Origin of the sequence: Dokdonella immobilis, from assembly GCF_900115085.1 — a bacterium.
Classification (GTDB): Bacteria; Pseudomonadota; Gammaproteobacteria; order Xanthomonadales; family Rhodanobacteraceae; genus Dokdonella; species Dokdonella immobilis.
This window is the reverse complement of record NZ_FOVF01000018.1, coordinates 14,172-39,507: the sequence shown is the minus strand read 5'-3', so window position 1 is coordinate 39,507 and position 25,336 is coordinate 14,172. Positions and strand designations below refer to the sequence as shown.

24 protein-coding genes are annotated in these 25,336 nt (G+C 65.5%); 10 read left to right on the top strand and 14 right to left on the bottom strand.

Annotated elements, in window-relative coordinates; translation table 11 throughout:
- Nucleotides 1-50 precede the first annotated feature (50 nt).
- From gyrB to BM125_RS12550, 6 genes are all read left to right on the top strand, one after another.
- Complete coding sequence (gene gyrB / locus BM125_RS12575; RefSeq protein ID WP_092408481.1) at nt 51-2,462, top strand: DNA topoisomerase (ATP-hydrolyzing) subunit B; 2,412 nt, start codon at nt 51-53, stop codon at nt 2,460-2,462.
- Nucleotides 2,463-2,709: 247 nt separating this feature from the next.
- Complete coding sequence (locus tag BM125_RS12570; protein ID WP_175498066.1) at nt 2,710-3,990, top strand: tetratricopeptide repeat protein; 1,281 nt, start codon at nt 2,710-2,712, stop codon at nt 3,988-3,990.
- Between the two features lie 111 nt (nt 3,991-4,101).
- Entirely contained in the window at nt 4,102-4,833 is a 732-nt protein-coding gene (locus BM125_RS12565; protein ID WP_342741301.1) for an energy transducer TonB, read from the top strand.
- Between the two features lie 68 nt (nt 4,834-4,901).
- A complete protein-coding gene (locus BM125_RS12560; protein ID WP_245778911.1) occupies nt 4,902-5,663 on the top strand; it encodes a MotA/TolQ/ExbB proton channel family protein in 762 nt (253 codons plus the stop codon).
- A gap of 3 nt (nt 5,664-5,666) precedes the next feature.
- Complete coding sequence (locus BM125_RS12555) at nt 5,667-6,080, top strand: ExbD/TolR family protein (protein WP_175498065.1); 414 nt, start codon at nt 5,667-5,669, stop codon at nt 6,078-6,080.
- Nucleotides 6,081-6,106: 26 nt separating this feature from the next.
- Nucleotides 6,107-6,688 (top strand): ExbD/TolR family protein, encoded by a 582-nt coding sequence (locus BM125_RS12550; protein WP_092408473.1) that lies wholly within the window; start codon nt 6,107-6,109, stop codon nt 6,686-6,688.
- Between the two features lie 58 nt (nt 6,689-6,746).
- On the opposite strand, the gene BM125_RS12545 is transcribed toward BM125_RS12550, so the two are convergent.
- The 8 genes from BM125_RS12545 to BM125_RS12510 form a co-directional block, all read right to left on the bottom strand.
- Nucleotides 6,747-7,499 carry a pyridoxine 5'-phosphate synthase gene (locus BM125_RS12545; protein ID WP_092408574.1) on the bottom strand — a complete coding sequence of 251 codons (753 nt, stop codon included), beginning with the start codon at nt 7,497-7,499 and terminating at the stop codon, nt 6,747-6,749.
- Nucleotides 7,500-7,571: 72 nt separating this feature from the next.
- Entirely contained in the window at nt 7,572-8,600 is a 1,029-nt protein-coding gene (locus BM125_RS12540; RefSeq protein ID WP_092408471.1) for a PDZ domain-containing protein, read from the bottom strand.
- A gap of 16 nt (nt 8,601-8,616) precedes the next feature.
- Nucleotides 8,617-9,042 (bottom strand): hypothetical protein, encoded by a 426-nt coding sequence (locus BM125_RS12535; protein ID WP_139224991.1) that lies wholly within the window; start codon nt 9,040-9,042, stop codon nt 8,617-8,619.
- A 41-nt stretch (nt 9,043-9,083) separates the two neighbouring features.
- Nucleotides 9,084-9,641, bottom strand: coding sequence for an RNA polymerase sigma factor (locus BM125_RS12530; protein WP_175498064.1), 558 nt, complete (start codon nt 9,639-9,641; stop codon nt 9,084-9,086).
- A 101-nt stretch (nt 9,642-9,742) separates the two neighbouring features.
- The gene (locus tag BM125_RS12525) at nt 9,743-11,323 is read right to left on the bottom strand and encodes an LSm family protein (protein ID WP_139224990.1); all 1,581 of its coding nucleotides are present in this window, start codon (nt 11,321-11,323) and stop codon (nt 9,743-9,745) included.
- A 202-nt stretch (nt 11,324-11,525) separates the two neighbouring features.
- On the bottom strand, nt 11,526-11,780 hold the full coding sequence (locus BM125_RS12520) for a GlsB/YeaQ/YmgE family stress response membrane protein (protein ID WP_092408464.1): 255 nt from the start codon (nt 11,778-11,780) through the stop codon (nt 11,526-11,528).
- A gap of 140 nt (nt 11,781-11,920) precedes the next feature.
- Nucleotides 11,921-12,217: a hypothetical protein gene (locus BM125_RS12515; RefSeq protein WP_092408462.1), complete on the bottom strand. Its 297-nt coding sequence runs from the start codon at nt 12,215-12,217 to the stop codon at nt 11,921-11,923.
- 170 nt (nt 12,218-12,387) lie between these two features.
- Complete coding sequence (locus tag BM125_RS12510) at nt 12,388-13,401, bottom strand: LysR family transcriptional regulator (protein ID WP_092408460.1); 1,014 nt, start codon at nt 13,399-13,401, stop codon at nt 12,388-12,390.
- Nucleotides 13,402-13,549: 148 nt separating this feature from the next.
- On the opposite strand from BM125_RS12510, the gene aceB reads away from it, so the two are divergent.
- The 3 genes from aceB (at nt 13,550) to BM125_RS12495 (ending at nt 17,835) form a co-directional block, all read left to right on the top strand.
- Entirely contained in the window at nt 13,550-15,148 is a 1,599-nt protein-coding gene (gene aceB, locus BM125_RS12505) for a malate synthase A (RefSeq protein ID WP_092408458.1), read from the top strand.
- A 113-nt stretch (nt 15,149-15,261) separates the two neighbouring features.
- The gene (aceA, locus tag BM125_RS12500) at nt 15,262-16,548 is read left to right on the top strand and encodes an isocitrate lyase (protein WP_425429623.1); all 1,287 of its coding nucleotides are present in this window, start codon (nt 15,262-15,264) and stop codon (nt 16,546-16,548) included.
- Nucleotides 16,549-16,809: 261 nt separating this feature from the next.
- On the top strand, nt 16,810-17,835 hold the full coding sequence (locus BM125_RS12495) for a GGDEF domain-containing protein (RefSeq protein ID WP_092408454.1): 1,026 nt from the start codon (nt 16,810-16,812) through the stop codon (nt 17,833-17,835).
- A 268-nt stretch (nt 17,836-18,103) separates the two neighbouring features.
- On the opposite strand, the gene BM125_RS12490 is transcribed toward BM125_RS12495, so the two are convergent.
- The 4 genes from BM125_RS12490 to xth all read right to left on the bottom strand — a co-directional run bounded on the left by BM125_RS12490 (nt 18,104) and on the right by xth (nt 23,082).
- Entirely contained in the window at nt 18,104-20,863 is a 2,760-nt protein-coding gene (locus BM125_RS12490; RefSeq protein WP_092408452.1) for a serine/threonine-protein kinase, read from the bottom strand.
- Nucleotides 20,847-21,404: an RNA polymerase sigma factor gene (locus BM125_RS12485; protein WP_175498063.1), complete on the bottom strand. Its 558-nt coding sequence runs from the start codon at nt 21,402-21,404 to the stop codon at nt 20,847-20,849. The genes BM125_RS12490 and BM125_RS12485 overlap by 17 nt, the downstream gene beginning before the upstream one ends.
- Before the next feature lie 255 nt (nt 21,405-21,659).
- Nucleotides 21,660-22,319, bottom strand: coding sequence for a YecA/YgfB family protein (locus tag BM125_RS12480; RefSeq protein ID WP_092408448.1), 660 nt, complete (start codon nt 22,317-22,319; stop codon nt 21,660-21,662).
- Nucleotides 22,312-23,082: an exodeoxyribonuclease III gene (gene xth, locus BM125_RS12475; protein ID WP_092408446.1), complete on the bottom strand. Its 771-nt coding sequence runs from the start codon at nt 23,080-23,082 to the stop codon at nt 22,312-22,314. The genes BM125_RS12480 and xth overlap by 8 nt, the downstream gene beginning before the upstream one ends.
- Before the next feature lie 92 nt (nt 23,083-23,174).
- Between xth and ltaE the strand changes: the two genes are divergently transcribed.
- Nucleotides 23,175-24,188: a low-specificity L-threonine aldolase gene (gene ltaE / locus BM125_RS12470; protein WP_092408444.1), complete on the top strand. Its 1,014-nt coding sequence runs from the start codon at nt 23,175-23,177 to the stop codon at nt 24,186-24,188.
- 25 nt (nt 24,189-24,213) lie between these two features.
- Here the strand turns inward: ltaE and BM125_RS12465 are convergent, their stop codons facing one another.
- Both BM125_RS12465 and BM125_RS12460 read right to left on the bottom strand, forming a co-directional pair.
- Nucleotides 24,214-24,480 (bottom strand): hypothetical protein, encoded by a 267-nt coding sequence (locus BM125_RS12465; protein WP_092408442.1) that lies wholly within the window; start codon nt 24,478-24,480, stop codon nt 24,214-24,216.
- A 45-nt stretch (nt 24,481-24,525) separates the two neighbouring features.
- Nucleotides 24,526-25,137: a DUF4287 domain-containing protein gene (locus tag BM125_RS12460; RefSeq protein WP_092408440.1), complete on the bottom strand. Its 612-nt coding sequence runs from the start codon at nt 25,135-25,137 to the stop codon at nt 24,526-24,528.
- Nucleotides 25,138-25,336: the final 199 nt, after the last annotated feature.

Here is a 25,336-nt window from a genome sequence, read left to right as displayed (position 1 = left end):
GGGTCCCGGCGCAACGGCCGCCGACCCGCCATCGACGACCGCGGAGTCCCATGAGCGAGCAATACGATTCAAGCAAGATCAAGGTCCTGAAAGGGCTCGAGGCGGTGCGCAAACGCCCGGGCATGTACATCGGCGATACCGATGACGGTTCCGGTCTACACCACATGGTCTTCGAGGTGGTCGACAACTCGATCGACGAAGCGCTGGCCGGCCATGCCAACCAGGTCTCGGTCACGATCCATGGCGATGGATCGGTCAGTGTCGTCGACAATGGCCGCGGCATTCCGGTCGGCATGCACGAGGAGGGCCGTTCCTCGGCCGAGGTCGTGATGACCGTGCTGCATGCGGGCGGCAAGTTTGATGACAACAGCTACAAGGTTTCCGGTGGTTTGCACGGTGTCGGCGTCTCCGTGGTCAACGCGTTATCGGAACACCTCTGGCTGACCATCTACCGGGAAGGCCACGAGCATCACCAGGAGTACAAGCTTGGCGAGCCGCTGTATCCGCTCAAGGTGGTCGGGCCGTCGACACGCAAGGGCACCACGGTGCGCTTCCTGCCGAGCAAGACGATCTTCTCCGACGTCGAGTTCCACTACGACATCCTGGCCAAGCGCCTGCGCGAGCTTTCGTTCCTCAATTCCGAGGTGCGCATCGAGCTGACCGACGAGCGCAGCGAACGCCATGATGTCTTCGAATATGCCGGCGGCATCCGCTCCTTTGTCGAGCACCTGGCCCACCTGAAGACGCCGCTGCACCCGAAAGTCGTGTACTTCTCGCTGAAAAGCGATGCCATCACGGTCGACGCGGCGCTGCAATGGACCGATTCGTACCAGGAAACCTGCTTCTGCTACACCAACAACATTCCGCAGAAGGACGGCGGCACCCACCTTGCCGGCCTGCGTGCCGGCCTGACCCGCACCCTGACCAACTACATCGACAAGGCCGGCATCCAGAAGACCGCCAAGGTCGGCTTCTCCGGCGACGACATGCGCGAAGGCCTGATCGTCGTCCTTTCGGTAAAGATGCCGGATCCCAAATTCTCTTCGCAGACCAAGGACAAGCTGGTTTCGAGCGAGATCAAGGGCATCGTCGAATCGGCGGTGAACCAGAAGCTCGAGGAGTTCCTGCTCGAGAATCCGAACGAGGCGCGCGCCATCGCGGCCAAGGTCGTCGATGCAGCGCGGGCCCGCGAGGCTGCGCGCAAGGCGCGCGAAATGACGCGGCGCAAGGGCGCGCTCGATATCGCCGGGTTGCCCGGAAAACTGGCCGACTGCCAGGAGAAGGATCCGGCCCTGAGCGAACTGTTCATCGTCGAGGGCGATTCGGCGGGTGGCTCGGCCAAGCAGGGACGTAACCGCAAGACCCAGGCCATTCTGCCGCTCAAGGGCAAGATCCTCAACGTCGAACGCGCCCGTTTCGACCGCATGCTGGCCTCGGCCGAGATCGGTACCCTGATCACCGCGCTTGGCACCGGCATCGGCAAGGACGAGTACAACATCGACAAGCTCCGCTACCATCGCATCATCATCATGACCGATGCCGATGTCGACGGATCCCATATCCGCACGCTGCTGCTGACGTTCTTCTACCGGCAGATGCCGGAGTTGCTCGAGCGTGGCCACATCTATATTGGCCAGCCGCCCCTGTACAAGCTCAAGCAGGGCAAGCAAGAGCTGTACCTGAAGGACGATGCCGCGCTCAACACCTATCTGATCGCGAACGCGGTCGACAACGCCGAGCTGGCCTACAGTCCGGATGCACCGCCGCTGGTCGGTGCCGGCCTTGAGAAGCTGTTGACCGCTTACCAGTCGGCCCTCGACCAGGTCGAGCGCCTCGGTGCTCGCTACGACGCGGACCTGCTCAGGGTGTTCCTCGAAGCCGCGCCTCCAAAACCCGAGCAATGGCTTGATGGGGCATTCCTCGAGGCCTGGATGGCCGACCTTTCGGCACGCATGAACCGGGCCGGTTCGGGGCGACCGCGTTATCATTTCTCGATCCGCGCGGCCACCAGCGAACATCCCGCGGCGCTGGCCGTGCGCCGCGAACAGCATGGCACCGAGACTACCCAGATCCTGCCGGCCAATTTCTTCGTCGGGGGCGAGTTCCGAGCGATCGCCGAAGCCGCCCACGAACTGGCCGGACTGATCCAGCCCGGGGCCAGCGTTGCTCGTGGCGGCAAGCGCCTGATGCTGACCGAAGGCATCGCCCAGGCCCAGGCCTGGCTCATGGACGAGGCAAAGCGCGGACGCACGATCCAGCGCTTCAAGGGCCTCGGCGAAATGAATCCGGAACAGCTCTGGGAAACCACTGTCAACCCGGATACGCGTCGACTGTTGCAGGTCAGCATCGAGGACGCGGTGGCCGCCGATCAGATCTTCTCGACCTTGATGGGCGACGTCGTCGAACCCCGGCGCGAATTCATCGAGCAGAACGCACTGCGGGTCAGCAACCTGGACATCTGATCGATCCGGGCGCGGGCGCGCGCCCTGACAATTTATATATCTGTATACGACAAGGACAGGGCGGCCCGGGCGAACCTGACCCCGGCCGCTGCGTTCGCGCGTTGCAGCATTGCAACAATCGGTGCGCCACCAATTATTGCGTCGTCACGCCTGTACAGGCAGCCGTCCCGGCGGTACGCTCCGAAGACCAGAAATCATCCGTCCACGGGGTGCCAGGCTCCCCAAACCATCCAGTCGAGGAATGATCATGAAGTTTTTCAAGCTTGCACGCATCGCGCTTTGCGCGGCCGTGCTGGTGTTCTCCGCATCGGCGCTGCAGGCCGCCAAGAAGGACAAGCAAGAGGCCAAGTATCCGAACGCCACGCGCACGGATCCGAAGCCCAGCATGTCCTCGCGCGAACAGCGCGACCTCAGCAAGGCGACCGATCTGGTCAACGACGGCAAGGACGACGAGGCCCTGCCGTTGATCGAGAAAGCCCTCGAGAACAAGAAGATCGGCCCCTACGCCGAAGCCTTCGCACAGCAGCTGCTGGCACGCGTGTACTGGGACCAGGAAAAGGAAGACCAGGCGATCGCCGCGACCAAGCGCGCCATCGAACTCGACTCTTTGCCGAACAGCACCCACTACGACCTGATCTACCAGCTCGCCCAGTTCCAGGTGCAGACCGAGAAGTACGACGATGCGCTGGCGACCCTGGCCCGCTTCAAGAAGGAAACCGGCAGTGAAGACGCCGAACAACTGGCCTTGCTCGGCAACATCTACTACCGCCTCGACAAGTTTCAGGAAGCCATCGACACGATGAAGAAGGCCATCGCGGCCAGCACCGAGCCGAAGGAGAGCTGGAACCAGATCCTCATGGCCAGCCTGTTCGAACTGGACCAGTACGATGAAGCGGCCAAGGTGGTCAAGGAACAGCTCGCCAAGAATCCGAAGGACATCAAGCTGCTCAAGCAGCTCGCCACCATCTACGTCAACAACGACCAGTATCCGCAGGCAATCGAAGTCCTCAGCAAGGCAAAGAGCGATGGCCTGATCGCCAGCTCCGAGGATTACCTGCAGCTGGCAAAGCTGTATGCCAACGCCGACAAGCCGAAGGAAGCCGCGGCGACCCTCCGCGAAGGCATGGACAAGGGCATCGTCAGCACGAATTTCGAGGCCAACAAGCTGCTTGGCGACGTCTGCAGCCAGGCCGAGGATGATGCCTGTGCGATCGAGGCCTATGGCAAGGCCTCGGCACAAGCAACCGATGGCAACATCGATTACCAGCTCGGCTACATGCTGTTCTATTCGGAACGCAATGCCGAAGCCAAACAGGCCCTGGAGCGCGCGATCCAGCGCGGAGGCCTGCGTCAGGAAGGCGAAGCCTATGTCCTGCTTGGCGACATCGAGAGCTACGCCGGCAACGACGCCGCCGCCCTCGCGGCCTGGCGCAAGGCCGAAGGGTTCCCGAGCGCGAAGACCATGGCCGCGCAACGGATCAAGGCAATCCAGTCCGGGGTCAAGCTCAAGCGGACCGGCAAGAAATGAGCCTGACCGTCGGCATGACAAGCCGGGAGCCCGCACAATCGGCCATCGCGGTGGCCAGCGACCCTTGTCGGAAAGCGGGCGGGTGTTGTACCGTGCCGGGCTACGCTTTGCGTGACTGGCGCCAGCCACGACCGCGGGGACTCCGGCGGTTCGCTCGCAAGAACAACAACTGTTTGGTCAACACCGATGGCTGACGTCTACCTACCCGAACGCGAAAAATTCAACTGGCGCCGCGTGTCGGCCCTTTCCGGCGCGTTCACCGTGCACGTTTTCGCCCTGGCCTTGCTGGCAACCCCAGCGTCGCCGCCGGAAGCGCCGGAGAAGAAGATCGACAACAAGGTGACGGTCGAGTTCATCGAACCGCCACCGCCACCCCCGCCGCCGCCGCCACCGCCGCCGGAGCCGCCAAAGAAACCGCCGCCGAAGGTGATCGAGAAGATCAAGCCGCCGCCGACGCCGCCACCGGAGCCGCCGCCGCCCGTCATCGTCGAGGAAGCCTCGCCGATGGCAGTTGCTGCGCCGCCACCTGCGCCGCCGGCACCGCCGGCGCCGCCCGTGGATATCGCACCGAGCGAAAATATCAGTTACCGTAGGCTTCGACCGCCGAAGTATCCACCGCAGGCTGTGCGCCAGCGTATGGAAGGCAAGGTCGTACTGAAAGTTCTGGTTGGCCTCGACGGCAAGCCGGAGGAGATCACAGTAGAGAAGACCAGCGGATACAGAGTGCTCGACCAGGCGGCCATTGCGGCAGTGAAGACATGGGTCTTCAATGCCGGCGTCAAGAACGGCCAGGCGAGTCGCGGTTACGCCTTGGTACCCATCGAGTTCAACCTCAACCAGTAGCAATCATCTAAGGTAGCGCCATGCAGCAAGATGCTTCTTCGACCTCGCCTGCGGATCAGTCAGGTGCCATGCCCCCACCCATTCCCGGCGGTGGCAGCAATGCCCAAGCGATGTCGCAGATGGGCTTTGATCATCTTATCCACAACTTCGACCTGGTCGGCTGGGTGGTCTTCATCACCCTCGTGACGATGTCGGTTTTGTCGATCTACTTCATCATTGCGAATTTCATTCGCAACACGATGGTGCGTTCGCGCATGGATCGGGTCATCCACACCTTCTGGGAGACGCCTTCCGCCCAGGAAGCCATCCGCTTCCTCGAGGAGCAGCCGAAGTCCGAGCCGTTCTCGAAGATCGCGCTCGAGGCGGCAACCGCTGCCCAGCACCACACGCGCCATGAAGGCAGCCGTCTGGTCGAGGCCCTGAACCGCTCCGAGTTCATCGATCGCGCGCTGCGCCAGGGTGTCGCCCGCGAAAGCATGCGTCTCGAAGGCGGCCTGACCGTGCTCGCCACGGTCGGATCGACCGCGCCGTTCGTCGGTCTGCTCGGTACGGTCTGGGGCATCTACCACGCCCTGATCAAAATCGCGTCGACTGGTTCTGCATCGATGGAAGCAGTGGCCGGCCCTGTCGGTGAGGCACTGATCATGACCGCCGTCGGTCTGTTCGTCGCCATCCCCGCGGTGCTCGCCTACAACTTCTACGTGCGCAGCAATCGACTGATCTACGCACGCTTCGACGAGTTCGCGCATGACCTGCATGACTTCTTCGCCATCGGATCCCGCGTCGAAGGCGGTCAGGCAGTTCCGGCGCCCGCAGCCGCGAGGAAGTAAGCCATGGCATTCGCATCCAATTCGGGCGGCGGCCCGATGGCGGAAATCAACGTCACGCCGCTCGTCGACGTGATGCTGGTGCTGCTGATCATCTTCATGATCACGGCGCCGCTGATGACCCACAAGATCCGCATCGATCTGCCGCAAGCCAATCCCAATGTCCAGGAAACCACGCCGCCGGAACCGATCGACCTGGCGGTCAAGGAAAGCGGCGACCTGTATTGGAACGACGAGCTGATCACCGAAGCGATGCTCGCCGCCCAGCTGCGCGTGGCAGCGCAGAAGAATCCACAGCCCGAGCTGCAGATTCGCGCAGAAAAGACCACCCAATACCAGCTGATCGCCACAGTGATGGCCAACGCCAAGAGTGCTGGCATGGTCAAGATCGGATTCATCACGGCCCAGATGGACCGCTGAGCCGAAGCCGGCAGGAAACAGGTGGCATGAACAAGGGCGTCGCGAAAGCGGCGCCTTTTTTCTTGCCCGGGCTTCCCGATCGTCGCCATCCGGGAGTACGCTGGCAACGCAACGCCGCGCTTCAGGAGGCAGTCGCATTGCCGCCCGTGAGGCCGCCGGCGTCGAGGAGTCCATCGTCCACCAGCAAGCGGAGGTGTGCCATGTCCTTTGCACGTGAACGCTCCACCGGCGCGACAACGATCGCCGAGATCAACATCACTCCCCTGGTCGACGTGCTGCTGACCGTCCTCATCATCTTCATGGTCACCACGCCCTTGTTGACGAAGCGGATCGACCTGCCCCTCCAGGCAGGCGATCAAGGCAAGGCCGTGGAGCCCCGGGTCCTTGGCCTGTCCATCCAGGACAACGGCGAACTCGTGCTGGAAGGGCAGTCCCTGAGCCGCTCGGGACTGGACCAAAGCCTGCGCGTGGCGGCGGCAGGGGGGCCGGTCCAGCTGGATATTCGTCCGCAGGCGCATTCTTCATACGACAATCTGGCCAACGTCCTGGCTACCGCGCAGAACAACGGTATCAAGAACCTGCGAGTGATGTCGGTTACCCCCGACTGACCGCGCGGACCCGAGTCAGCGGTTCATCCTCTCCCCAGCGCGTCGCGATGGGACGGGTTCAGCGGGGGACGTCGGCCAGTATCGCCAGATAGCGGGAAATCGTCGTGGCGAGACCCTCGTAGAGGGCTTCGGCGAACAGGGCGTGACCGATCGATACCTCGTCGATCCACGGAATCGCGGCCAGCAAGGTCGCAAGATTGGCCTGGCTCAGGTCATGCCCGGCGTTGACGCCGAGTCCGAGCAAGCGTGCCTCGCGCGCGGTTGCCAGGCAATCCGCCAATGCCGCATCGACGTCGCCGCGCGCCACGGCAGCAGCAAATGGCCCGGTGTAGATCTCGACGCGATCCGCGCCGCAATCCGCGAGCCGCGCCAGACCCCTGCTGCCGGCATCCACGAAAACGCTGACCCTACAGCCCTCGCGCCTGAACTCACCGATCCGCTTGCGCAGCGCGGAAAGATCCGCGGACGGGTCGAATCCATGATCGGAAGTCAGCTGCGCATCCGAATCCGGGACCAGGGTGACCTGGGCCGGATGGGTAGCCCGAACCAGTTCGAGCAGGCCCGGGTAACTGCCGCGCGCCGGCGCGAACGGATTACCCTCGATATTCAGCTCGGCCTGGCCGAGGATGGCCGGGATGGCTACTACATCCGCCGGGCGAATATGCCGCTGGTCCGGACGCGGGTGCACGGTGATGCCATGGCAACCTGCAGCCAGGGCGCACCGCGCGGCTTCGAGCGGATCAGGATCGGTACCACCGCGCGAATTGCGCAGCACCGCAACCTTGTTGATGTTGACGCTGAGCTGGGTCACCGGAACGTGCCAGGCAAAGAACAAGTGTACCGCGGTCGTCGCGCATGCAACGAGCGGCGACGGTCGAAACCGTCATCGGCAGGCCTCGGCAGTCTCGCTCCAGATCACCGGATCCCAGTAGGCGCCGTCCTGCCAGACGTTGCGCTGGTCCTTGTTCAACCTCGCCGCCAGCAGATAGGTCGTGTTCGGCGCCACCTCGATGCTCAGCGTCTTGTAGCGACTGTCAGGACCACTGTTGCGCAGCCGATCATTGAAGCCCAGATAGCGACCATCGATACGCTCGGCCACCTTCAGTACATGGTGGCCTGCACTCAGCCGGAAGGTGGTCTGTCCCGCGAATGGCGAGCGATCGCCGTCGATGCTGATCAGCGCGGCAGCATGCAGGTCGCGCTGGCGCGGCGCGACATCGAAGATGCTGACACGACCACAACCCAGGTTGGAGGAAGCCGAGGAACCTTGGGCATCCTGCGCCGAAGCAACGGCGGTCCCGCTGCCGACCGTCAGATGCAGGGCAGGAATCCAGGTCGACACCATCCGTCCGGACACGGTGGTCTGCTCTCCGGCGCGCACGATCCGGAAGTTCAGCGCGGCGCCATCCTCCAGTTCACTCACCTGTTCGCGAAGGCGCTCCGCGGCGCGCGCGCGGCCCGCGGAATCCGCGCCGAGACCAGCCAGACCCACGTCATTGACAGCAAGAATCAGGTCGCCCGATCTGAGACCCATCCGGCTGGCGCTGCCGCCGGGAGTAACCCCGAGGACGTGCAAGCCATCCGCGGCGGCGGCGGCGCTGCTGCTGTCGACCAGCAGGCCCAGCCCTCCGGCACGCTCCGCCGGGGCATCGATGGACAGCGAAATCTGTTCCACCGGGGTCTGCCCGAAGGCGCCGGATTCGATCATGTCGAGCAGGAGCAGGCGCAATTCCTCGTGCAGCCGCTGCTCCGGGCTGATCCCGAGGGCGCCATTGCCCTGGGCCGCCAGGGACGGCACCTTTGCGACAACGCCCTGGCTACCGGCCGCGTGTACCGCCGCACTCGATATGCACAGGGCGGCCGTCAGCGCGGTCAGCGTGCCCATCCGGCTGCAAAAACCAATTACCTTCATGTTCGTCTCCGGAGATCTATATTCGGGTTACGGCGCGGACGCGACCGTTGTCAGTGCGCACTAGCTCCTGCAATGCCTCGCTGCGCAATTTCCACAGTGGAACCAATTCGTGCGGCTTCGCGCCGCGGTCGTAAGCCGCCTGCAATTGCGCGTCGATCAGCCTCAATTCGGCACGATATCGCGGGTCCATGAACCCTGGCGAAGAGGCCCGCCACTCCCGCTCCAGGGCATGCGAACGTGCCTGCCAATCGCCCGGTTCAGCCGTGACCGGCACGACCTGCGGCGAGCGCGGAACCAGCGCAACCAGCAAGAGCGCCGCACTCGCCAGCATACCCGCCATCCAGGCCCCGTGGCGCCGCCGCCGCTTGCGCCGCTGGTGCACGAACTGGATACGCGACCACAGATCGGGCCGTGGATCGTATTCGGGCAACCCGCCCAGCAAGGCGGCAAGCCTCCCGCCAGTATTGGTTTCGCTCCTAGACATCATTTGACTGCTCCGCTCCCACCCGCCGCATGTGCGATCGACTCGAGACGCTTCAGCGCCCGCGCCAGCACGGACTTGGAATAACTCTCACTCTGGCCAAACAACCCGGACAACTCCTTGTGCGTATAGCCTTCCATCTCGTGCAGCAGCACCACCGCACGGGATCGCGGACCGAGCTGCATGAGCAGCGCCCAGGCGTCGACTGCGCTGTCCGCAGGAATGCCCTGGGCCTGCGACGCCTCCAGGTGATCGCTGGCGTCCTCGCCGTCGAACCGCTTGTTGCGCCGGATCACATCGATCGTGGCATTTGCCGTCATGCGCTTGAGCCAGGCGCCAAACGGGGCATCACCGCGAAAGCCGGAAACCGTATCCATCATGCGCAGGAATACATCCTGCACGACGTCCTCGGCCGCTGCGGGTTCGCCGAGAATGCGCAGGGCGAGGTTGTAGCAGGCCCGCGCATAGGTGCGGTAGATCGCAGCATGGGCCGCGCCATCGCCGCGCCTGGCCCGCTCCAGCAGTCGCCCGTCGAGCGCCTGTCCAAATCCGTTGTTCATGCCCGTTGCCGGACCATCAGCGCCCATGTCCAAATAGACGATCCACGACGCCCTTTCGTTGCAGGCGCGCGGGCAGGGCGTCGCCGCATTATGCGGCGAACTCAACGAGGCCGCAGCAGGCGGGCCTCGCGGATATTCGAAACCGGGACATTCAACTTCGCGCTCCCGCGTCCGACCTGGACCAGCAACACGATCCTGTCCGGCTCGACCGAGTCGATTTCGCCTTCGACGCGCTTGCCGTTCACGGTCACCAGCTGAAAGCGCTTGCCGATGTAGCGACCCAGACTGGCCACGGTGACCACCTCGTATTCCGGCTGCTTCGTCTGCGCCGGTGGCAGGCGCTCGATGACACCGGGCTCCCAGACCAGGGCAAGCGTCGAATCGGGCGGTGGTGGAGGTGCGCTGGCAATGACCTTGCCACTGCTGTCCAGCCGTGCCGGCTTCGCCTCATCGTTCTCCGCACGCGGTTCGGGATAGGCGGGTGGCGGTCCCGGCGCGGGCGCTGCCGAGACGGTTTTCGCGACAACGGGTTCCGTGGCGGCTTCAGGGCCAGGCGGCTCGACCGTTTCGGTAGCCGGTCGCGGTGGCGTCGGCGCCGCAGCGACCGCGGCAACCTCGGCGCCTGGCCCGAGGGCCAGCTCGGGAACCGCCGCGGAGGCGAGCCTGTCCGCGGACTTCACGACATAGAGCGGAATCTCAGGTTCGGCGAAAGCCAGTCGGAGCATGATCGGTGGCGCATCGTCCAAGCGCGCCGTGATGTTCAGCTGGCGCAGCAGCAACTGGCGGGGATAGGCCTCGAGTTCGGCCGGCACCCAGCTCGCCTCCGGAATGCTGGCGAGATTGAGCGCCCCGCCGCGCGTGACCAGGCGCTGGTACAGTGCCAGCACCTCGGCGCTCGGGTTGATGCCCCGGGAAACCAGAAACGACCGGACCGCTTCCACATGCCGATCGACGAACTCGGTCGAGCTTACCCCGAGCCACTGTGCGCAGAACGTGTTGCGTCGGGACAGGTAGCCCGGATCGCGATAGCTGAGCCCGGCGCGGACCAGGCGCAGCTCATGCCGGGCCGCCGAATCGGACCAGCGCCCGGGATCGAACGCGCTGAACTCCGCGTAGCCCTGCCAGTTGGCGACGTTCGGACTGTCCAGCTCGAACATGAGTTCGATGGTCTTCGAGGCTGCGTCATGGTGGTACTCGAAACGATCGACGCGCGGACTTGCTGCAATGCCCATCCTGGCGCGATCCTTTTCGCCGAGATTGTCGCTCCCGCAACCCTGGTTCTCGAACAGTGCCAGATCGGGCGTACCGAGCCAGCTTCCGACACCGTTACCGCCGTCGCTGCCGTTGATCGTCAGCCCGTGCACGACCAGCGAAAGATCGGACGGGGGATCGGGATCCCTCGACAAAGACTGTCCCACCAGCCAGAAGCGACCGCTGCCGCGCAGGTCGGCCGAACGGGCCTTGAGTTCGCCTTGCCAACGGCCCTGGCGCACCTCCAGGCGTGGCTCGCGCAGGCGCACGCTGCCGTCGAGGGCAATGCCTGCGCTGTCGTAGGTCAGCACGGCTCGCGGCGCCAGCGCCCGCGCCACGCGCAGGGCCGCCGAACGTGCGGCAAACTCCAGCGCCAGCGCGCCGCCCGCCAAAACGACAACGGCCAGCAAAAGTACATTGCGCAATCTCATCGCCGTGCGCATCCTCGTGACCGGCAGCCTTTGCTGCCGGAAGACCTTGGCCAATCGACGATAGCGGGAATGACCGACGGCATCAACGCGCAGTGTGCGGCAGGTCACTAACCGCCGGCGATCGGCAAAACGAGCGCGCAGCCGATCGTACTGCATCCGGCAGGAACCGGGTGGCACTGTTCGTCCACCCGGTCCGGACGGATCAGGCCCTTCTCACTGCCATCACCACTACCAGCAGAATGATCGCGCCGATCATGGCATTGAGAATCGCACCGACGATGCCGCCGCCAATGTAGATGCCCAGCTGTGGCAGCAGCCATCCGGCAATGAAGGCACCGAGAATGCCGATGACGATATTGCCGACCAGACCCAGTCCGCGACCCTTCACCACAAGTCCAGCGAGCCAGCCGGCAATCGCGCCGACCAGCAGGAAAATCAACAGCGATTGAACAGACAAGGCACTTCCCCTAGGCGACGTCGCCCAATGCGACCCGTGCATGGTGCGCCCTCACAGCGTCGCTGGCATGACGCAGTGCGGGCTTCGACGAAAATCCGGGTTCCGGGGCGGCGACCCGGCAGGCCGCGGCCATGCCGCGATCAGGGGCGCTGTCCGCCCACGGCCGGGCCGGGACGGGCTTCTCCGTGGCTGGACGATGCGCCCTCGGATGCCCTGGCCTTGGCTTTCTCCCGGATCGCAAGCAACGCCTCGGGGGGCAGCATGCTGGCATCCGGTCGGGCGTTCGCCGACACGCGTTCCGCAGCGATCGAGAATACCGTGCCGAACGAACCGATCAGGATCATCAGAATCGACACGCCCAGCACGCCCGGACTGCGCGTAAGAAACGCAGTGACGAGTCCAGCCAGGGTCAAACCGATCAGGATCCAACGTGCCATGCGAGCCCCCGTCGTCGTCGGACGTTTGCGCCGGACACGCGTGCCCGGCCAATGCGGCTAACGCTAACAGATCGCGCCGCTTGTACGGAACGCCGCTGATCGGCGGAACCGTGCCGATAAGGCGGTGCGCCTGCGTAGGGACCTCGTTGCCGCAGTCGCGAGCGAACCGATCAGCGCTCCGAATGACCCGATTCAAACCAGTCCTGGCGGACGAACAGCCCGGGCTGGATCAGGTCGATGAAGGCGCGCGCGTCGGCGCTGAGGACCCTGCCCTTGCGCACGACGACGCCATAGCTGCGTTGCGGAAAGTAGGAGCGCAGGTTGCGCACGGCGAGCCGCTCGCGATCGGCCTCGCGGATGCACATTCCCGTGACGATCGAGATGCCGAGTCCCATGGCCACGTACTGCTTGATGACCTCCCAGCCGCCGACCTCGATGGCCACGTGGTACGGCACCTTGCGTTTCTGGAACACCAGATCGACCAGGCGATAGGTGGTCAGGCGCTTGGGCGGCAGGATCAGCCCGTACGGAGAGAGATCCTCGAGTGAAACCTCCGGCTTGGCCGCCAACGGGTGATCGGGCGGCGTGATCAGCAATGGATCGAAGTGGTAGAGCGCTTCATAGGAGAGGTCATTGGGTACATCGAGCATCGAACCCACGGCAAAGTCGACTTCATCGGAACGCAGCAGGGCCAGTCCGTCGGTCCCGGTGACGTTGTGCAGGTTGAGATGGACCTCGGGATGACGACGGCGAAACGCGGCCACCATGTCCGGCAACAGATACTGGATGGTCGAGTTGCCGCAGGCGATGTCGAGCGTCGCTCGTCCGCCCTCGCGGGTCTTGGTCAGGAATTGTTCGTCCAGTGACTCAAGGCCCTCGACCAGTGGACGGGCCAGCTCGTAGAGGACCTGTCCCTCCGCGGTCAGGGTGACCCGGCGCCGGCGTCGCTCGATCAGGGCGACGCCGAGCTCGGCTTCGAGCGCGCCGAGCTGCAGGCTGACCGAGGGTTGGGAGAGGAAGAGAGCCTCCGCGGCACGGGTCAGGGTGCCGAACTTCACCGTGTAGCAGAACGCGCGCAATTGCTTGAGGCGGTTGCCCTTGTAATAGAAGCGAGCGGTGGATTCGCCTGGAGGCGGCGACTTGCGGGCCCGTCCGGCCGGCCTGTTCGTGACGCGACGCACCATGATGCCCCCTCCCGCGATGGACGCAGCCCGCCCCATTCAACGTCTTCCTAGATACTATTAACGTGGTCAATCTGTTGCATTGAAACATTTGTTTTGTCAAAAGTAAATTGACGGGCGTAGCCTGTACTCCCGCAGCGGCGAGCCCGACATGTCCAGCAATCCTTCCCCGGCACCTGCCGAAGCAAAAGACGCGATCGAAGTCCGGGCATCGACCCACCCGCGCATCCTGAGCGCGTCGGCGCTCGCCTTCGTCGCCGGCCTGCATCGAGGGTTTGATGGCCGCCGTCGCGAACTCCTGCGCGCGCGGAAGTCACGCCAGGCGCGTTTCGATGCCGGCGAACTGCCGGACTTTCCCGAACACACTCGCGGCATTCGCGAATCTGAGTGGACGGTGGCACCGATCCCGCCCGCGCTGCTCGACCGTCGCGTCGAAATCACCGGTCCGGTCGATCGCAAGATGATCATCAATGCGCTGAACTCCGGTGCCCGGGTCTTCATGGCCGACTTCGAGGACTCGACCTCGCCGACCTGGGACAACCTGATCGATGGCCAGGTCAACCTGGCCGACGCGGTCGCCGGAACCATCGACTACGCATCGCCGGACGGCCGCCACTACACGCTGCGGCCGGATCCGGCGGTACTGATCGTGCGCCCGCGCGGCTGGCATCTCGACGAAAAGCATGTACGCGTCGATGGGCAGCCGGTCAGCGGCTCGCTGTTCGATTTCGGCCTGTTCGTCTTCCACAATGCGAAGACCCTGCAGGACCGTGAACGCGGACCCTTTCTGTATCTGCCGAAATTGCAGAGCCACGAAGAGGCGGCCCTGTGGGACGACGTGCTGGCCGCGGCGGAGGCCGGGCTCGGGCTCGGCGCCGGATCGATCAAGGTCACGGTGCTGATCGAGACGCTGCCCGCGGCTTTCGAGATGGACGAGATCCTGTGGGCCCTGCGCAGCCGCATCGTCGGGCTCAACTGCGGCCGCTGGGACTACATCTTCTCGACCATCAAGACCCTGCGCGCGCACCGCGACCACGTGCTGCCCGAACGCGGCCAGGTCGGCATGGGCGTGCCGTTCCTCAAGGCCTACAGCGAACTGCTGATCAAGACCTGCCACCGTCGCGGCGCCTTCGCCATGGGCGGCATGGCCGCGCAGATCCCGATCAGCAACGACAGCGCCGCCAACGAGGCCGCCCTCGAACGCGTGCGCCTGGACAAGCAGCGCGAAGCCCGGGCCGGGCACGACGGCACCTGGGTCGCCCATCCGGGGCTGATTCCGGTGGCGCTGGCCGAGTTCGACAAGGTCCTGACCGGTCCCAACCAGCTCGAGCGCAAGCGCGAAGACGTGCATGTCGAGCGCGACGATCTTCTTGCCACCCCGACCGGCACGATCACGCGCGCTGGCTTCGAGACCAATGTCGACGTCTGCGTGCGTTACCTGGCGGCCTGGCTCGACGGTCTCGGTTGTGTGCCGATCCATCACCTGATGGAGGATGCGGCCACCGCGGAAATCTCGCGCGCGCAATTGTGGCAATGGCTGCACAACCCGGGCCTCAGGCTCGAGGATGGCACGAGCATCGACTTCACGTTGTTCGCCGAGGTCCTCGCCGGCACCCCCGCCCGCCTGCCCGATCGCGGATTGCCCGGCCAGGAACGCATCGGTGAGGCGATCGCGATGCTCGACGAACTGACCCGGGCCGATGCCCTGGCCGAATTCCTCACCCTCCCTGCCTACGAGCGGTTGGCCTGAACCCCGGCCGCTTGGCACAACCCGGCGCCACGGCACCGGCCCCGCACTTTCCGAGCCCTCAACCCTTACCGCCGACCCGGATTCCCCAGGAGCACACCATGAGCAAGCCCACGATGCCCAGCGCCGCCGACATCTCCCGCGACTGGACCAGCAATCCGCGCTGGGCCGGCATTCGCCGCAATTACTCGGCCGAGGATGTCGTGCGCCTGCGCGGCAGCGTCCACATCGAGCATTCGCTGGCCCGGCTCGGCGCCGAGAAACTGTGGGACAGCCTGCATCGCGAACCGTTCGTCAACGCCCTCGGCGCACTCACCGGCAACCAGGCCATGCAGCAGGTCAAGGCCGGCCTCAAGGCCATCTATCTTTCCGGATGGCAGGTCGCGGCCGACGCCAACCTGGCCGGCCAGATGTATCCGGACCAGTCCCTGTACCCGGCCGATTCGGTACCGGCCGTGGTCAAGCGCATCAACAACGCCCTGCTGCGCGCCGACCAGCTCAATCATGCCGAAGGCAATGACGAGGTCGATTACCTGCAGCCGATCGTGGCCGATGCCGAGGCCGGCTTCGGTGGCGTCCTCAATGCCTTCGAGCTGATGAAGGCGATGATCGAGGCCGGTGCCGCCGGCGTCCACTTCGAGGACCAGCTCGCCTCGGTCAAGAAGTGCGGGCACATGGGCGGCAAGGTCCTGGTACCGACCCGCGAAGCGGTCGACAAGCTCAACGCGGCGCGCCTCGCTGCCGACGTCCTCGGCGTGCCGACCCTGATCGTTGCCCGCACCGACGCCGAAGCCGCCGACCTGCTGACCAGCGACATCGACGCCAACGACCGGCCGTTCACCACCGGCGAGCGCACCGTCGAGGGCTTCTACAAGACCCGGAACGGACTCGACCAGGCGATCAGCCGCGGGCTGGCCTATGCGCCTTATGCCGACCTGGTCTGGTGCGAAACCGGCAAGCCCGATCTCGAGTTCGCGCGCAAGTTCGCCGAAGCGATCCATGCGAAGTTTCCGGGCAAGCTGCTCGCCTACAACTGTTCGCCCTCGTTCAACTGGAAGAAGAACCTCGACGACGCCACGATCGCGAAATTCCAGAAGGAAATCGCCGGCTACGGCTACAAGTTCCAGTTCATCACGCTGGCCGGATTCCACGCGCTCAACTATTCGATGTTCAACCTGGCCTACGGTTACGCGCGCAGCCAGATGAGCGCCTTCGTCGAACTGCAGGAGGCCGAGTTCGCCGCTGCCGAGCGCGGCTTCACGGCGGTCAAGCACCAGCGTGAAGTCGGCACCGGCTATTTCGACCAGGTCACCCAGGCCATCCAGCAGGGCCAGTCCTCGACCACCGCGCTCAAGGGCTCGACCGAAGAGGAACAGTTCGAGAGCAGCGACAAGGCCGCCTGAAGGCCGGTCGCGCAGGACGCCGACAGCGGAACTGTGGGGTTTGGGGTGGGCCCGGTGGGAGGCCGGGCCTGAAGTTCCGATGTCGGCGCTGCGCGGGAACCGGGGCAAGGCCCGGCACCCTGTTGCCGGTCCAGAGGGGCTGGCCGGCAATTGAGGATGGCACCGCAGACGGCCGGAAGCACGTGACGAAAGTCATCATCGGCTTGACTTGGCCATCCATCCGATGGGTTAAGATCGCGTGTTGCCAAGGTGGGGGGTGCCATGTCGAGCAATCGGACCGTCAGTAACGTCACGCCGATCGGCAGTTTTGCCGGGCGTCAGCGCGCACCCCTGCTGCCGCGCGAACTCTCCGACCGCGAACTGGCCCTGTTCGTCACCGCCAGCGATCGTCGCGAGGTCAGCCCGGGCGAAATGATCTTCCGCCGTGGCGAGCTCGGCCGCAGCATGTTCGTCGTCGAAAGCGGCCAGATCCGACTCGAATTCGGCGACGGCATGCCCGACAAGCTGATCGGACCGCGCGAATTCTTCGGTGAACTGACCTTGTTCATCGGCGACCACACCCGGGTCGCCAATGCGGTCGCAACCACCGCCTCGGTCATGCATGTGATCGAACAGCAGGCCTTCGACCAGCTTCTCGACAGCGAACCGCGGCTGCTTGCCCAGTTCATGCGCCGTTCGTTCTCCTACCTCGTCGCCAGCGAGCAGCAACTGATTGCGAGCCTGAAACGTCGCAATGAAGACCTCATGGTCACGCTCGATTCGTTGCGCCAGACCCAGACCCAGCTCAGTACGGCGCAGCGCCTCGTGCAGACCGACGAGCTGACCGGATTGTGCAATCGCCGCGGCCTGTACATGTTCCTCGAGCACCTCGGCGATTCGCGCCTGCCGGGCACCGAACTCGGCCTGCTGCTGATCGACATCGACCGTTTCAAGCAGATCAACGACCGTTGCGGCCATCTGGTCGGCGATCAGGTCCTGCGTGCGATCGCCGAAGAGGTCCAGGGCGCGGCCTCGCCGTGCGATCTGCCATGCCGGCTCGGCGGCGACGAATTCGCCCTGCTCACCCAGGTCACCGGCGCCGAGGAGCTGGCCTCGCGAGCGACCCAGATCGTCACCGCGGTCAGGGCCATGCGCTTCCCGGGATGCGAGGGGCTCAAGGTCAGCGTCAGCATCGGCGCCCGCCTGTGCACCGAGACGACCGACTGGGCCATCTGGTACAGCGACACCGACTGCCTGCTCTACGAGGTCAAGGGCCGCGGTGGCGACGGCTACCGCGCACCGGACTGATTCCGTGGCCTGAGCGCTGACCGCATCGACGGCGGTCGAGCGGCGCCTTTAGCTGACCCGGAAACGGTGCATCGAAGCGGTCGCAGAGTTCGATCGACCCGTTGCACAGATCGCCACCCGGCATCGAAACCACGTTCCCAGTTGATCCGGTCGTCTTCGACCTTCACGTCCCTGGTGTCGAACATGTCGATGCCACCGGCAGCCGCCCGCGTTGGCCCTATCTCGCGCCTTGCACCGCCATGAAATCGATGCGGAGTTGCTCGCGCCATCAGCGACCGGCAAAACGCTCGAGCTGGGTGCGCTGCGACGCACCAGCGACCAGGTCCGCTTGTCCCAGTGCGGTCCGGGCGAGCAGACGCGCCTCTTGCGGATTGCCTTCCTGCTCATGCAGGCGGCAGCGCAGCAGGACCAGGTCGGCATAGCGCGCGGCGATCTGCGGGTTGCCTGTCCAGCGTTCGAGCAGATCGTCGGCGATGCGCGCCGCTTCTGCCTGCCCATCGGCGGTCCTCGCCAGATCGATGGCCAGTTGCAGGCTCCAGTCGAAATGGCCGAAATGTTCGCGGCCGTAGGTCAATGCGATCAAGCGAACCGCTTCGCGCCATTGACCCACCGCATTGGCGAAATCGCCTTGCCATTCATAGGCTTCCGCCCTGCGCACTGCAATCAACCCGTTCTGGTAGGCATCCGGACCGAGCAGCTTTTGCACTTCCCGCGCTGCCTCGGCTTGCAGGCGCTGGGCTTCCCCGTAGCGTCCCTGCAGGGCCAGTGCGGTGCCAACCTGGGCCTGGGTGAACCAGGTCAGTCCGCTGCGCGGATCGCCGGCCTTGCGCCGCAGCGCCAGGGACTTGCGGTAGTCCGCTTCGGCCCGCGCGCCATTGCCGAGCTCGATCCAGGTGCTGCCGCGCGTGTTCAGGATCTGCGCGCGGGTGGCGTCGTCCGCCGAATCCGGCAAAGCGCGATCGGCCTCGTCGAGCAGCGCCAGCGACCGTTGCAGATCGCCGGCATCGCGCTCGACCCCGGCCAGTCGCACCAGCACCACCGCAAGCTGTGCGCTGCGTGAACCGAAATGCGTGCGGGCCACTTCGATGGCGCGCTCCATCACGGCGCGCGCCCGCGCGAAATCGCGCGTGCGCCTGAGCACTTCGCCCAGCGTCTGCAGAGGTGTGACCAGGCGCGCGTCCTGTTTGCCAAAAGCGCTTTCGATGCTCGCCACGGCGCTGTCCAGCGTAACCAGCGCCGCCGGGTCGTCGCGCAACTGCTCCTCGATCACACCGAGCGTGATCCGTGCGGTGATACTTTCGCTTCTATCGGCGCCGAGCTCGCGTGCGAGCACCTGCTGCGCATGATTGGCGACGCTGCGCGCCTCCTTGAACTTGCCAAGCGCAACCAGGCTCAAGGCCTGGCGCGCCTCGATCCGTGCGGCTTCCACGCTCTCAGGGCCGCGCAGGCGAACGGCGGTGCCAAGCGACGAGGAAAACAGGCGCTCGGCTTCATCCTGACGAAGTTCCCTGAGGGCCAGGGCAGCGCGCAGCGAATCGATCTCGGCGCCGAGCAGGGCGTCATTGGCCCTGCTCGCGCGCGCGACCGCGAGGTCCAGCGTAGCGCGCGCGGCGCGCAGGTCGCCGAGATTGAATTGCGCCTCGCCGAGCACGCGCAACAGGCGCGCAGCGGATTGCTCGTCGGCGCCCAGTTCGCTGTCGACGCGATGCACGGCCTCGGCCAGCGAGCGCGCCGGCGTCAGCAGTTCGGGACCCGCGCGATTGAGCGGATCCTGCTCCCGGTACAGCGAGGCCAGGAAGGAAGAGACCGTCTCGGCCCGCGCCAGTTCGCGCTGTGCGGCCTGCGCCTCGCGCGCCGCCCGGCGTGCCTGCTGCAAGGACACCATCGTTCCGGCCATCAGCGTAACGATCACGACGGCGACAAGCCCAATGGCGAGAGCGTTGCGTCGCACGAACCGGGCCAGTCGATAGCGCCGCGTCGGTTCGCGCGCCAGGACCGGACGCGCGCCCAGGAAGCGCTCGAGATCCGCACAGAATTCGGCAACCGAACCGTACCGTGATTCGGGCCGCGCGCGCATCGCCTGGGCGACGATGGCATCAAGGTCGCCCCGCAGCGCACTGGCAGGGTAGGGCAGCGCGTCATCCTCCACGCAGGCACTCGGGCGCTGGGTCTCCTCGTCGTCGAGGCAGGCAAGCACGGCCGCAGCACCGCTGCCCCGGCGGGTGCGCGGCAGGGCCCCGGCGAGCAGGCGAAATAGCAGCAGACCGAGCGCATAGACATCCGTCGCGGTGGATACCGGGCCGCCGCGCAATTGCTCGGGCGCGGCATAGGACGGGGTCAGTGCAGCCACCGAGTCGCCTTCGTCGCTGCCATCAAGGAGCTTGGCGATGCCGAAATCGAGCAGCTTCGGCTCGCCGTCCGCATTGACCAGCACATTGGCCGGCTTGAGATCCCGGTGCACGATCAGGTGCCGGTGCGCATGGCCGACCGCGGCACACACCTTGGCGAACAGATGCAGGCGTGCACGCAACGACAGCTCGCGTCGCGAACACCAATCGGTGATCACTTCGCCTTCGACGTACTCGAGCACCAGCCAGGGCGAACCGTGCAAGTCGACGCCAGCGTCGATGAAGCGCGCGATATTGGGGTGTTCGAGCCGTGCCAGCAAGCGCCGTTCGCTGAGCAGACGCTCGCGTACGTCGCGCGAGTGCACACGCACTCGCTTGATCGCGACGCGTTGCTCGACCACATCATCGCTGCGTTCGCCGAGCCAGACCTCGCCCATGCCGCCCGCACCGAGCAGGTGCAACAGGCGCCACGGCCCAAGCTGGCCCGGCCGGGTGTCGACGACGGTTGGCTGCGCGCCGATGCGCCGATCCAGGGTGCCGGCGACACGGGCCAGGGCCAGCAGCCGGCGCACGCGCGGATGCTCACGCAGCGGCAGCGGGATCGCTTCGGCATCGATGGCTTCGCCGGCGCCTATTCGCGCCACCAGGTGCTGCAGGGATTCCTCAGTCGGATCGGGCATCGGCGGCTCCCGCCATGCGCGCGAGCGCACGATTGAACTTCATGCGCACACCATCGCTGGTCTCGCCGAGTTCCGCGGCCATCTCGACGAAGCTCATGCCGAATTCGAAGCGCATGAGAACCAGGCCTCGATGCTCGGGGGAGAGCACGGCGAGCGATTGCTCCCAGGCCAGCCAGTCGTCGAGGTCGCCGTCGTCGGCGGCCAGTTCGAGCTCGAGGCCCTGACGGATCGGCGAACGCGCATCGCGGCGCAGTGCTTCCCGCAGGGCATTGACCAGCATGGTGCGCAGGTAGGCGAACAACGCACCGGGTTCGCGCGCCTCGATCGTGTCCAGCCGATCGAGCACCTTGAGCCAGGTCAGCTGGATCAAGTCGGCGGTATCCTGCTGACTGCGCAGCCGACCCGGCAGGCGGCCACGAGCGAAGCGGCGCAGCAACGGCTCGATGCGCTCGACCAGATCGCTGCGCGCGTCGTTGTCGCCGGCCTTGATCCGATCGAGGAGCCAGGCGGTCGTATGGCTTTCGTGCCTTGCGTCACTCATGCGCGGACCGCTCCCCGGGGCCGTCATCATCGGTCCGGCACGCCATTCCGGGCAAGTGGCATGGGCACAGTCGTCCGCCCTCGCGGGCTCAAGGCGGCCGCGCTTGCCGTTGCGGAGCGCGTCGCCACCGCAGTGGGCTGCTATCGGGACGAGGGCAACACAGGAACAACGCACCAACAGGCTCCGCAGGCCTCATGTGCGAACAGCATGCTGCGCGGTGCGAAAAACGAACGCGACAATCGCCGGCAGGACGACTCAGTGCACCCAGCGTCCACCACGGCGGCGCGGGGGGCGCGGCGGATCGCCCTCGTTGTGCAGGGCATGTTCCTCGTCGCTGGCCGGATGTTCACGCCAGTAGGTGGCGACGGCGTCGACGGACTCGGGAATGCGGGCCAGGCACTCGTCGTATTCGTCGTCGGTCAAGGCGGCGAATTCGGCATCGCTGTCGAAGACCTCGTCCTCGATCGACAGGGCGATGATCGGCCCAAGATGCTGCATGAGGTCGGAATCCTGGCCGAGTCGGGCTTCCCAGGCTGCCGCGCGCAGATCGATGCCCCGGCTGAAGCCCTCGCACCAGCCGCGCGAAGTGAATGCGGTGCGCCCATCGTCGGTGTCGACCTCGCCGAGGATCGGCTCGTACGAGCCGGTTTCGATCTCGAGCAGGACCGAATCGTTGAGCCGCGCCAGCAGGGTCAGGATGCGTTCGCCCTCCTCGGCATCGGCGAAAGGCTCGTGCAGGACCTCGGGCAGCCATTCGTCCGGAGTCGCCGGAGATGGCCCGATTGCCAGCGAGGTCAGCAACCCGTGCACGCCATCGAGCAGGAGGTGGTCCTCGCCAGGATGGGCGCGCAGGTACTGGTCGAGTTCCTCGAGTTCGTTGTCGGCCAGCGAAGCGGGCCAGTCGGCTTCAGACATCGCTGAGCTCCAGCAGGGCCGGCGCGTGGTCGGAGGGACGCTCCCAGGTCCGCGGTTCACGGTCGATGCTGGCAGCCTCGGCCCGCTCCATGACCGGCGCACCGGCCAGCACGAGATCGATGCGCAAGCCGAGGTCGCGACGGAATCCGGCCTGCCGGTAGTCCCACCAGCTGTACTTCCCGGCCGACTCGTCGAAGCGCCGGAAGCTGTCGACGAGACCGAGATCGAGCAGACGCCGCAGGGCGTCGCGTTCCGGGGTCGAGCAGAGAATCTGTTCCTTCCAGGCCAGTGGATCGTAGACGTCGCGATCATCCGGGGCGATGTTGAAATCGCCCATCACGATCAGGCGCGGATCGTTGCGCAGCTCGCCTTCGAGAAAGCGCGTGACCTTGTCCAGCCAGTCGAGCTTGTAGGCGTACTTCTCGCTGCCGACGGCCTGGCCGTTGACGACGTAAAGGTTCGCAACACGCAACTCGCCCACGTTCGCAACAAGGATCCTTCGCTGCGGATCGTCGAGGCCTGGCACGTCGGTCACGACGTCGCGAATCGGCTGTTTGGCCAACAGCGCAACGCCGTTATAGGTCTTCTGGCCAGAGAACACGACCTCGTAGCCGAGCGCCTCGATGGCCGTGCGCGGGAATTTGGCATCCTCCAGTTTGGTTTCCTGGATGCCGAGCAGGTCGGGTCGCGCGGACGTGCACCACTGTTCGACGTGCGGCAGGCGCACGTTGAGCGAATTGACGTTCCAGGTGGCGAGCTTCATCGCGGCATTTTAGCCGACCGGAACCCTGTTCTGCTGAACCTCGCCGGACTCACGCTACCATGCAGCCTTCCGATCGAACCTGGCGACCTGCAATGAGCGTGATCGACCTGCGCAGCGACACCGTGACCCAGCCGACCTCGGCGATGCGCGCCGCTATGAGTGCGGCGCCGGTCGGCGACGACGTCTATGGCGAGGATCCCACCGTGCGCGCGCTCGAGCAGCGGCTCGCCGCCGAACTTGGCTTCGAACGTGGCCTTTTCATGCCGAGTGGCACCCAGGCCAACCTGGTCGCCCTGATGTCGCACTGCCAGCGCGGCGACGAATACCTGGTCGGCATGGAAGCGCACACCTACAAGTACGAGGCCGGAGGCGCGGCCGTGCTCGGCTCGATCCAGCCGCAACCCGTGCTCAATGCAGCGGATGGCACCCTGCCCCTCGAGATCCTCGAGAAGTCGGTCAAGCCGGATGACCCGCATTTTGCGCGCACACGGCTGCTTGCGCTCGAAAACACCTGGCACGGTCGCGTGCTACCGCAGGACTACGTGGTCCGCGCCGCTAACTGGGCGCGCGGGCGGGGACTGGCCGTGCACCTCGATGGCGCGCGCTTCTTCAACGCCGTGGTCGCCAGCGGAGCGACGCCGCGCGAACTGGCGGCGCCGTTCGATTCGGTCTCGGTGTGCCTGTCCAAGGGACTCGGTGCGCCGGTCGGTTCGGTCCTGCTGGGTTCCGCCGCACTGATCGCGGCCGGCCTGCGCTGGCGCAAGATGCTCGGCGGCGGCATGCGCCAGTCCGGCATCCTGGCCGCCGCTGGCCTGTATGCGCTCGATCATCATGTCGACCGGCTGGCCGAGGACCATGCACGCGCCGAGCGACTGGCCGCCGGCTTGCGCCGGATCGGCTCGATCCACGTGCAAGGCCGTTTCACCAACATGGTCTTCATCGATGTGCCGGCCGAACATCTGCGCGCACTCGACGCGCACCTCGCCAGGTCCGGCGTGCGGGCCAGCATCGGCTACCTGCCCAGCGTGCGCCTGGTCACCCATCTCGACGTCGATGACGCGGCGATCGACCGTGCCATCGAGGTCTTCGCCGCGTTCTTCGCCTGAGGTCCGGCTCAGCCGGGGCCTGGGTTCAGTACAGCGTGGTCAGCGCAACGAGCGCCGCTACGCCAGCCAGCACGATGACCGCACAGACCGCCAGCACGCGCCGATACAGTCGCAGGTGGCGGGCCTGCGCCTCGACCGCGATCTTCTGCTGGGCGACCGCTCCCTGCTGCAGCTCGAATGATTGCTTCTGGATGGCCGCTGCCTCGCCGGCGATGCGCCGGTAATCCTCGTTGAACCGGATCTGGGCATCGCGGATTTCGGTCAGCACATCCAGCAGTTTCTGGTCATTCATGCACGTTCCTTGCGGTCGGAAAGCCTGTAGAGGCTGAAACCAGGGTCAGCCGGCACTGTCGTAGGCGCGGCGGATCCAGCCGACCAGTTCTGCATCGACCTCATCCGGATTCGACAAGGCGACCTTGTAATTGCACATCTTGCCGGGCGCCTCGATGGCCAGGCGCGCCGTCGCCGGCACGCCCTTCATGTTCAAGCCGACATCGACGCGGCTTTGCGTTGTCGGGCCGATCATGGCGAACTGCTTGGTGCGCCGCAGGCTGACGTAACCCTTCTTTGGCGCGATCTCGTATTCGCCGAAGGCGTCGATCTGAGCAACCAGCGCGTCATGCAGCGGACGCAAGTGGGCCTTCTTGCCCGAATACATGGCATCGATCGCGGCCGACACGCCGGTCGTGGCCGCGGATGGCGTGCCGGCGGAACTCTCCGCGGCATAGGCGACCACCGCGTTGGCATCCCCATGGCCCATGCCGAGCTCGCGCTTCAGGTAGTCCCGCCGCTCGCCGAACTTGACCGCGCCGCTGGTGTCGAGCAGCGCGACGAGTTCGGCCAAACCCTTGCCAGTGCGCTTCTCGATGTTCGCCAGTTGCGTCGCGCGGGCCTCTTCGAGGTCGGTCACGGCCGTCTCCAGGTACAGGTAGCCATTGCCTTTCAGCATCCACCAGCCATCTTGCCGAGGCCATCGTCGTGCGGCAAGCCAAATGATTGTCCGGATCGGGCGGGCCGCACCGCGCTATCCACAGCGCCGCGAGCGAAATCCCGACCCGTGGCAATGACAGACCACCTGGACCGATACGATCCGCGTCGGTCGTGAGAGACAGGGTTGTTCGAACCCTTGGGCGAAGAAGCAGTCGCCG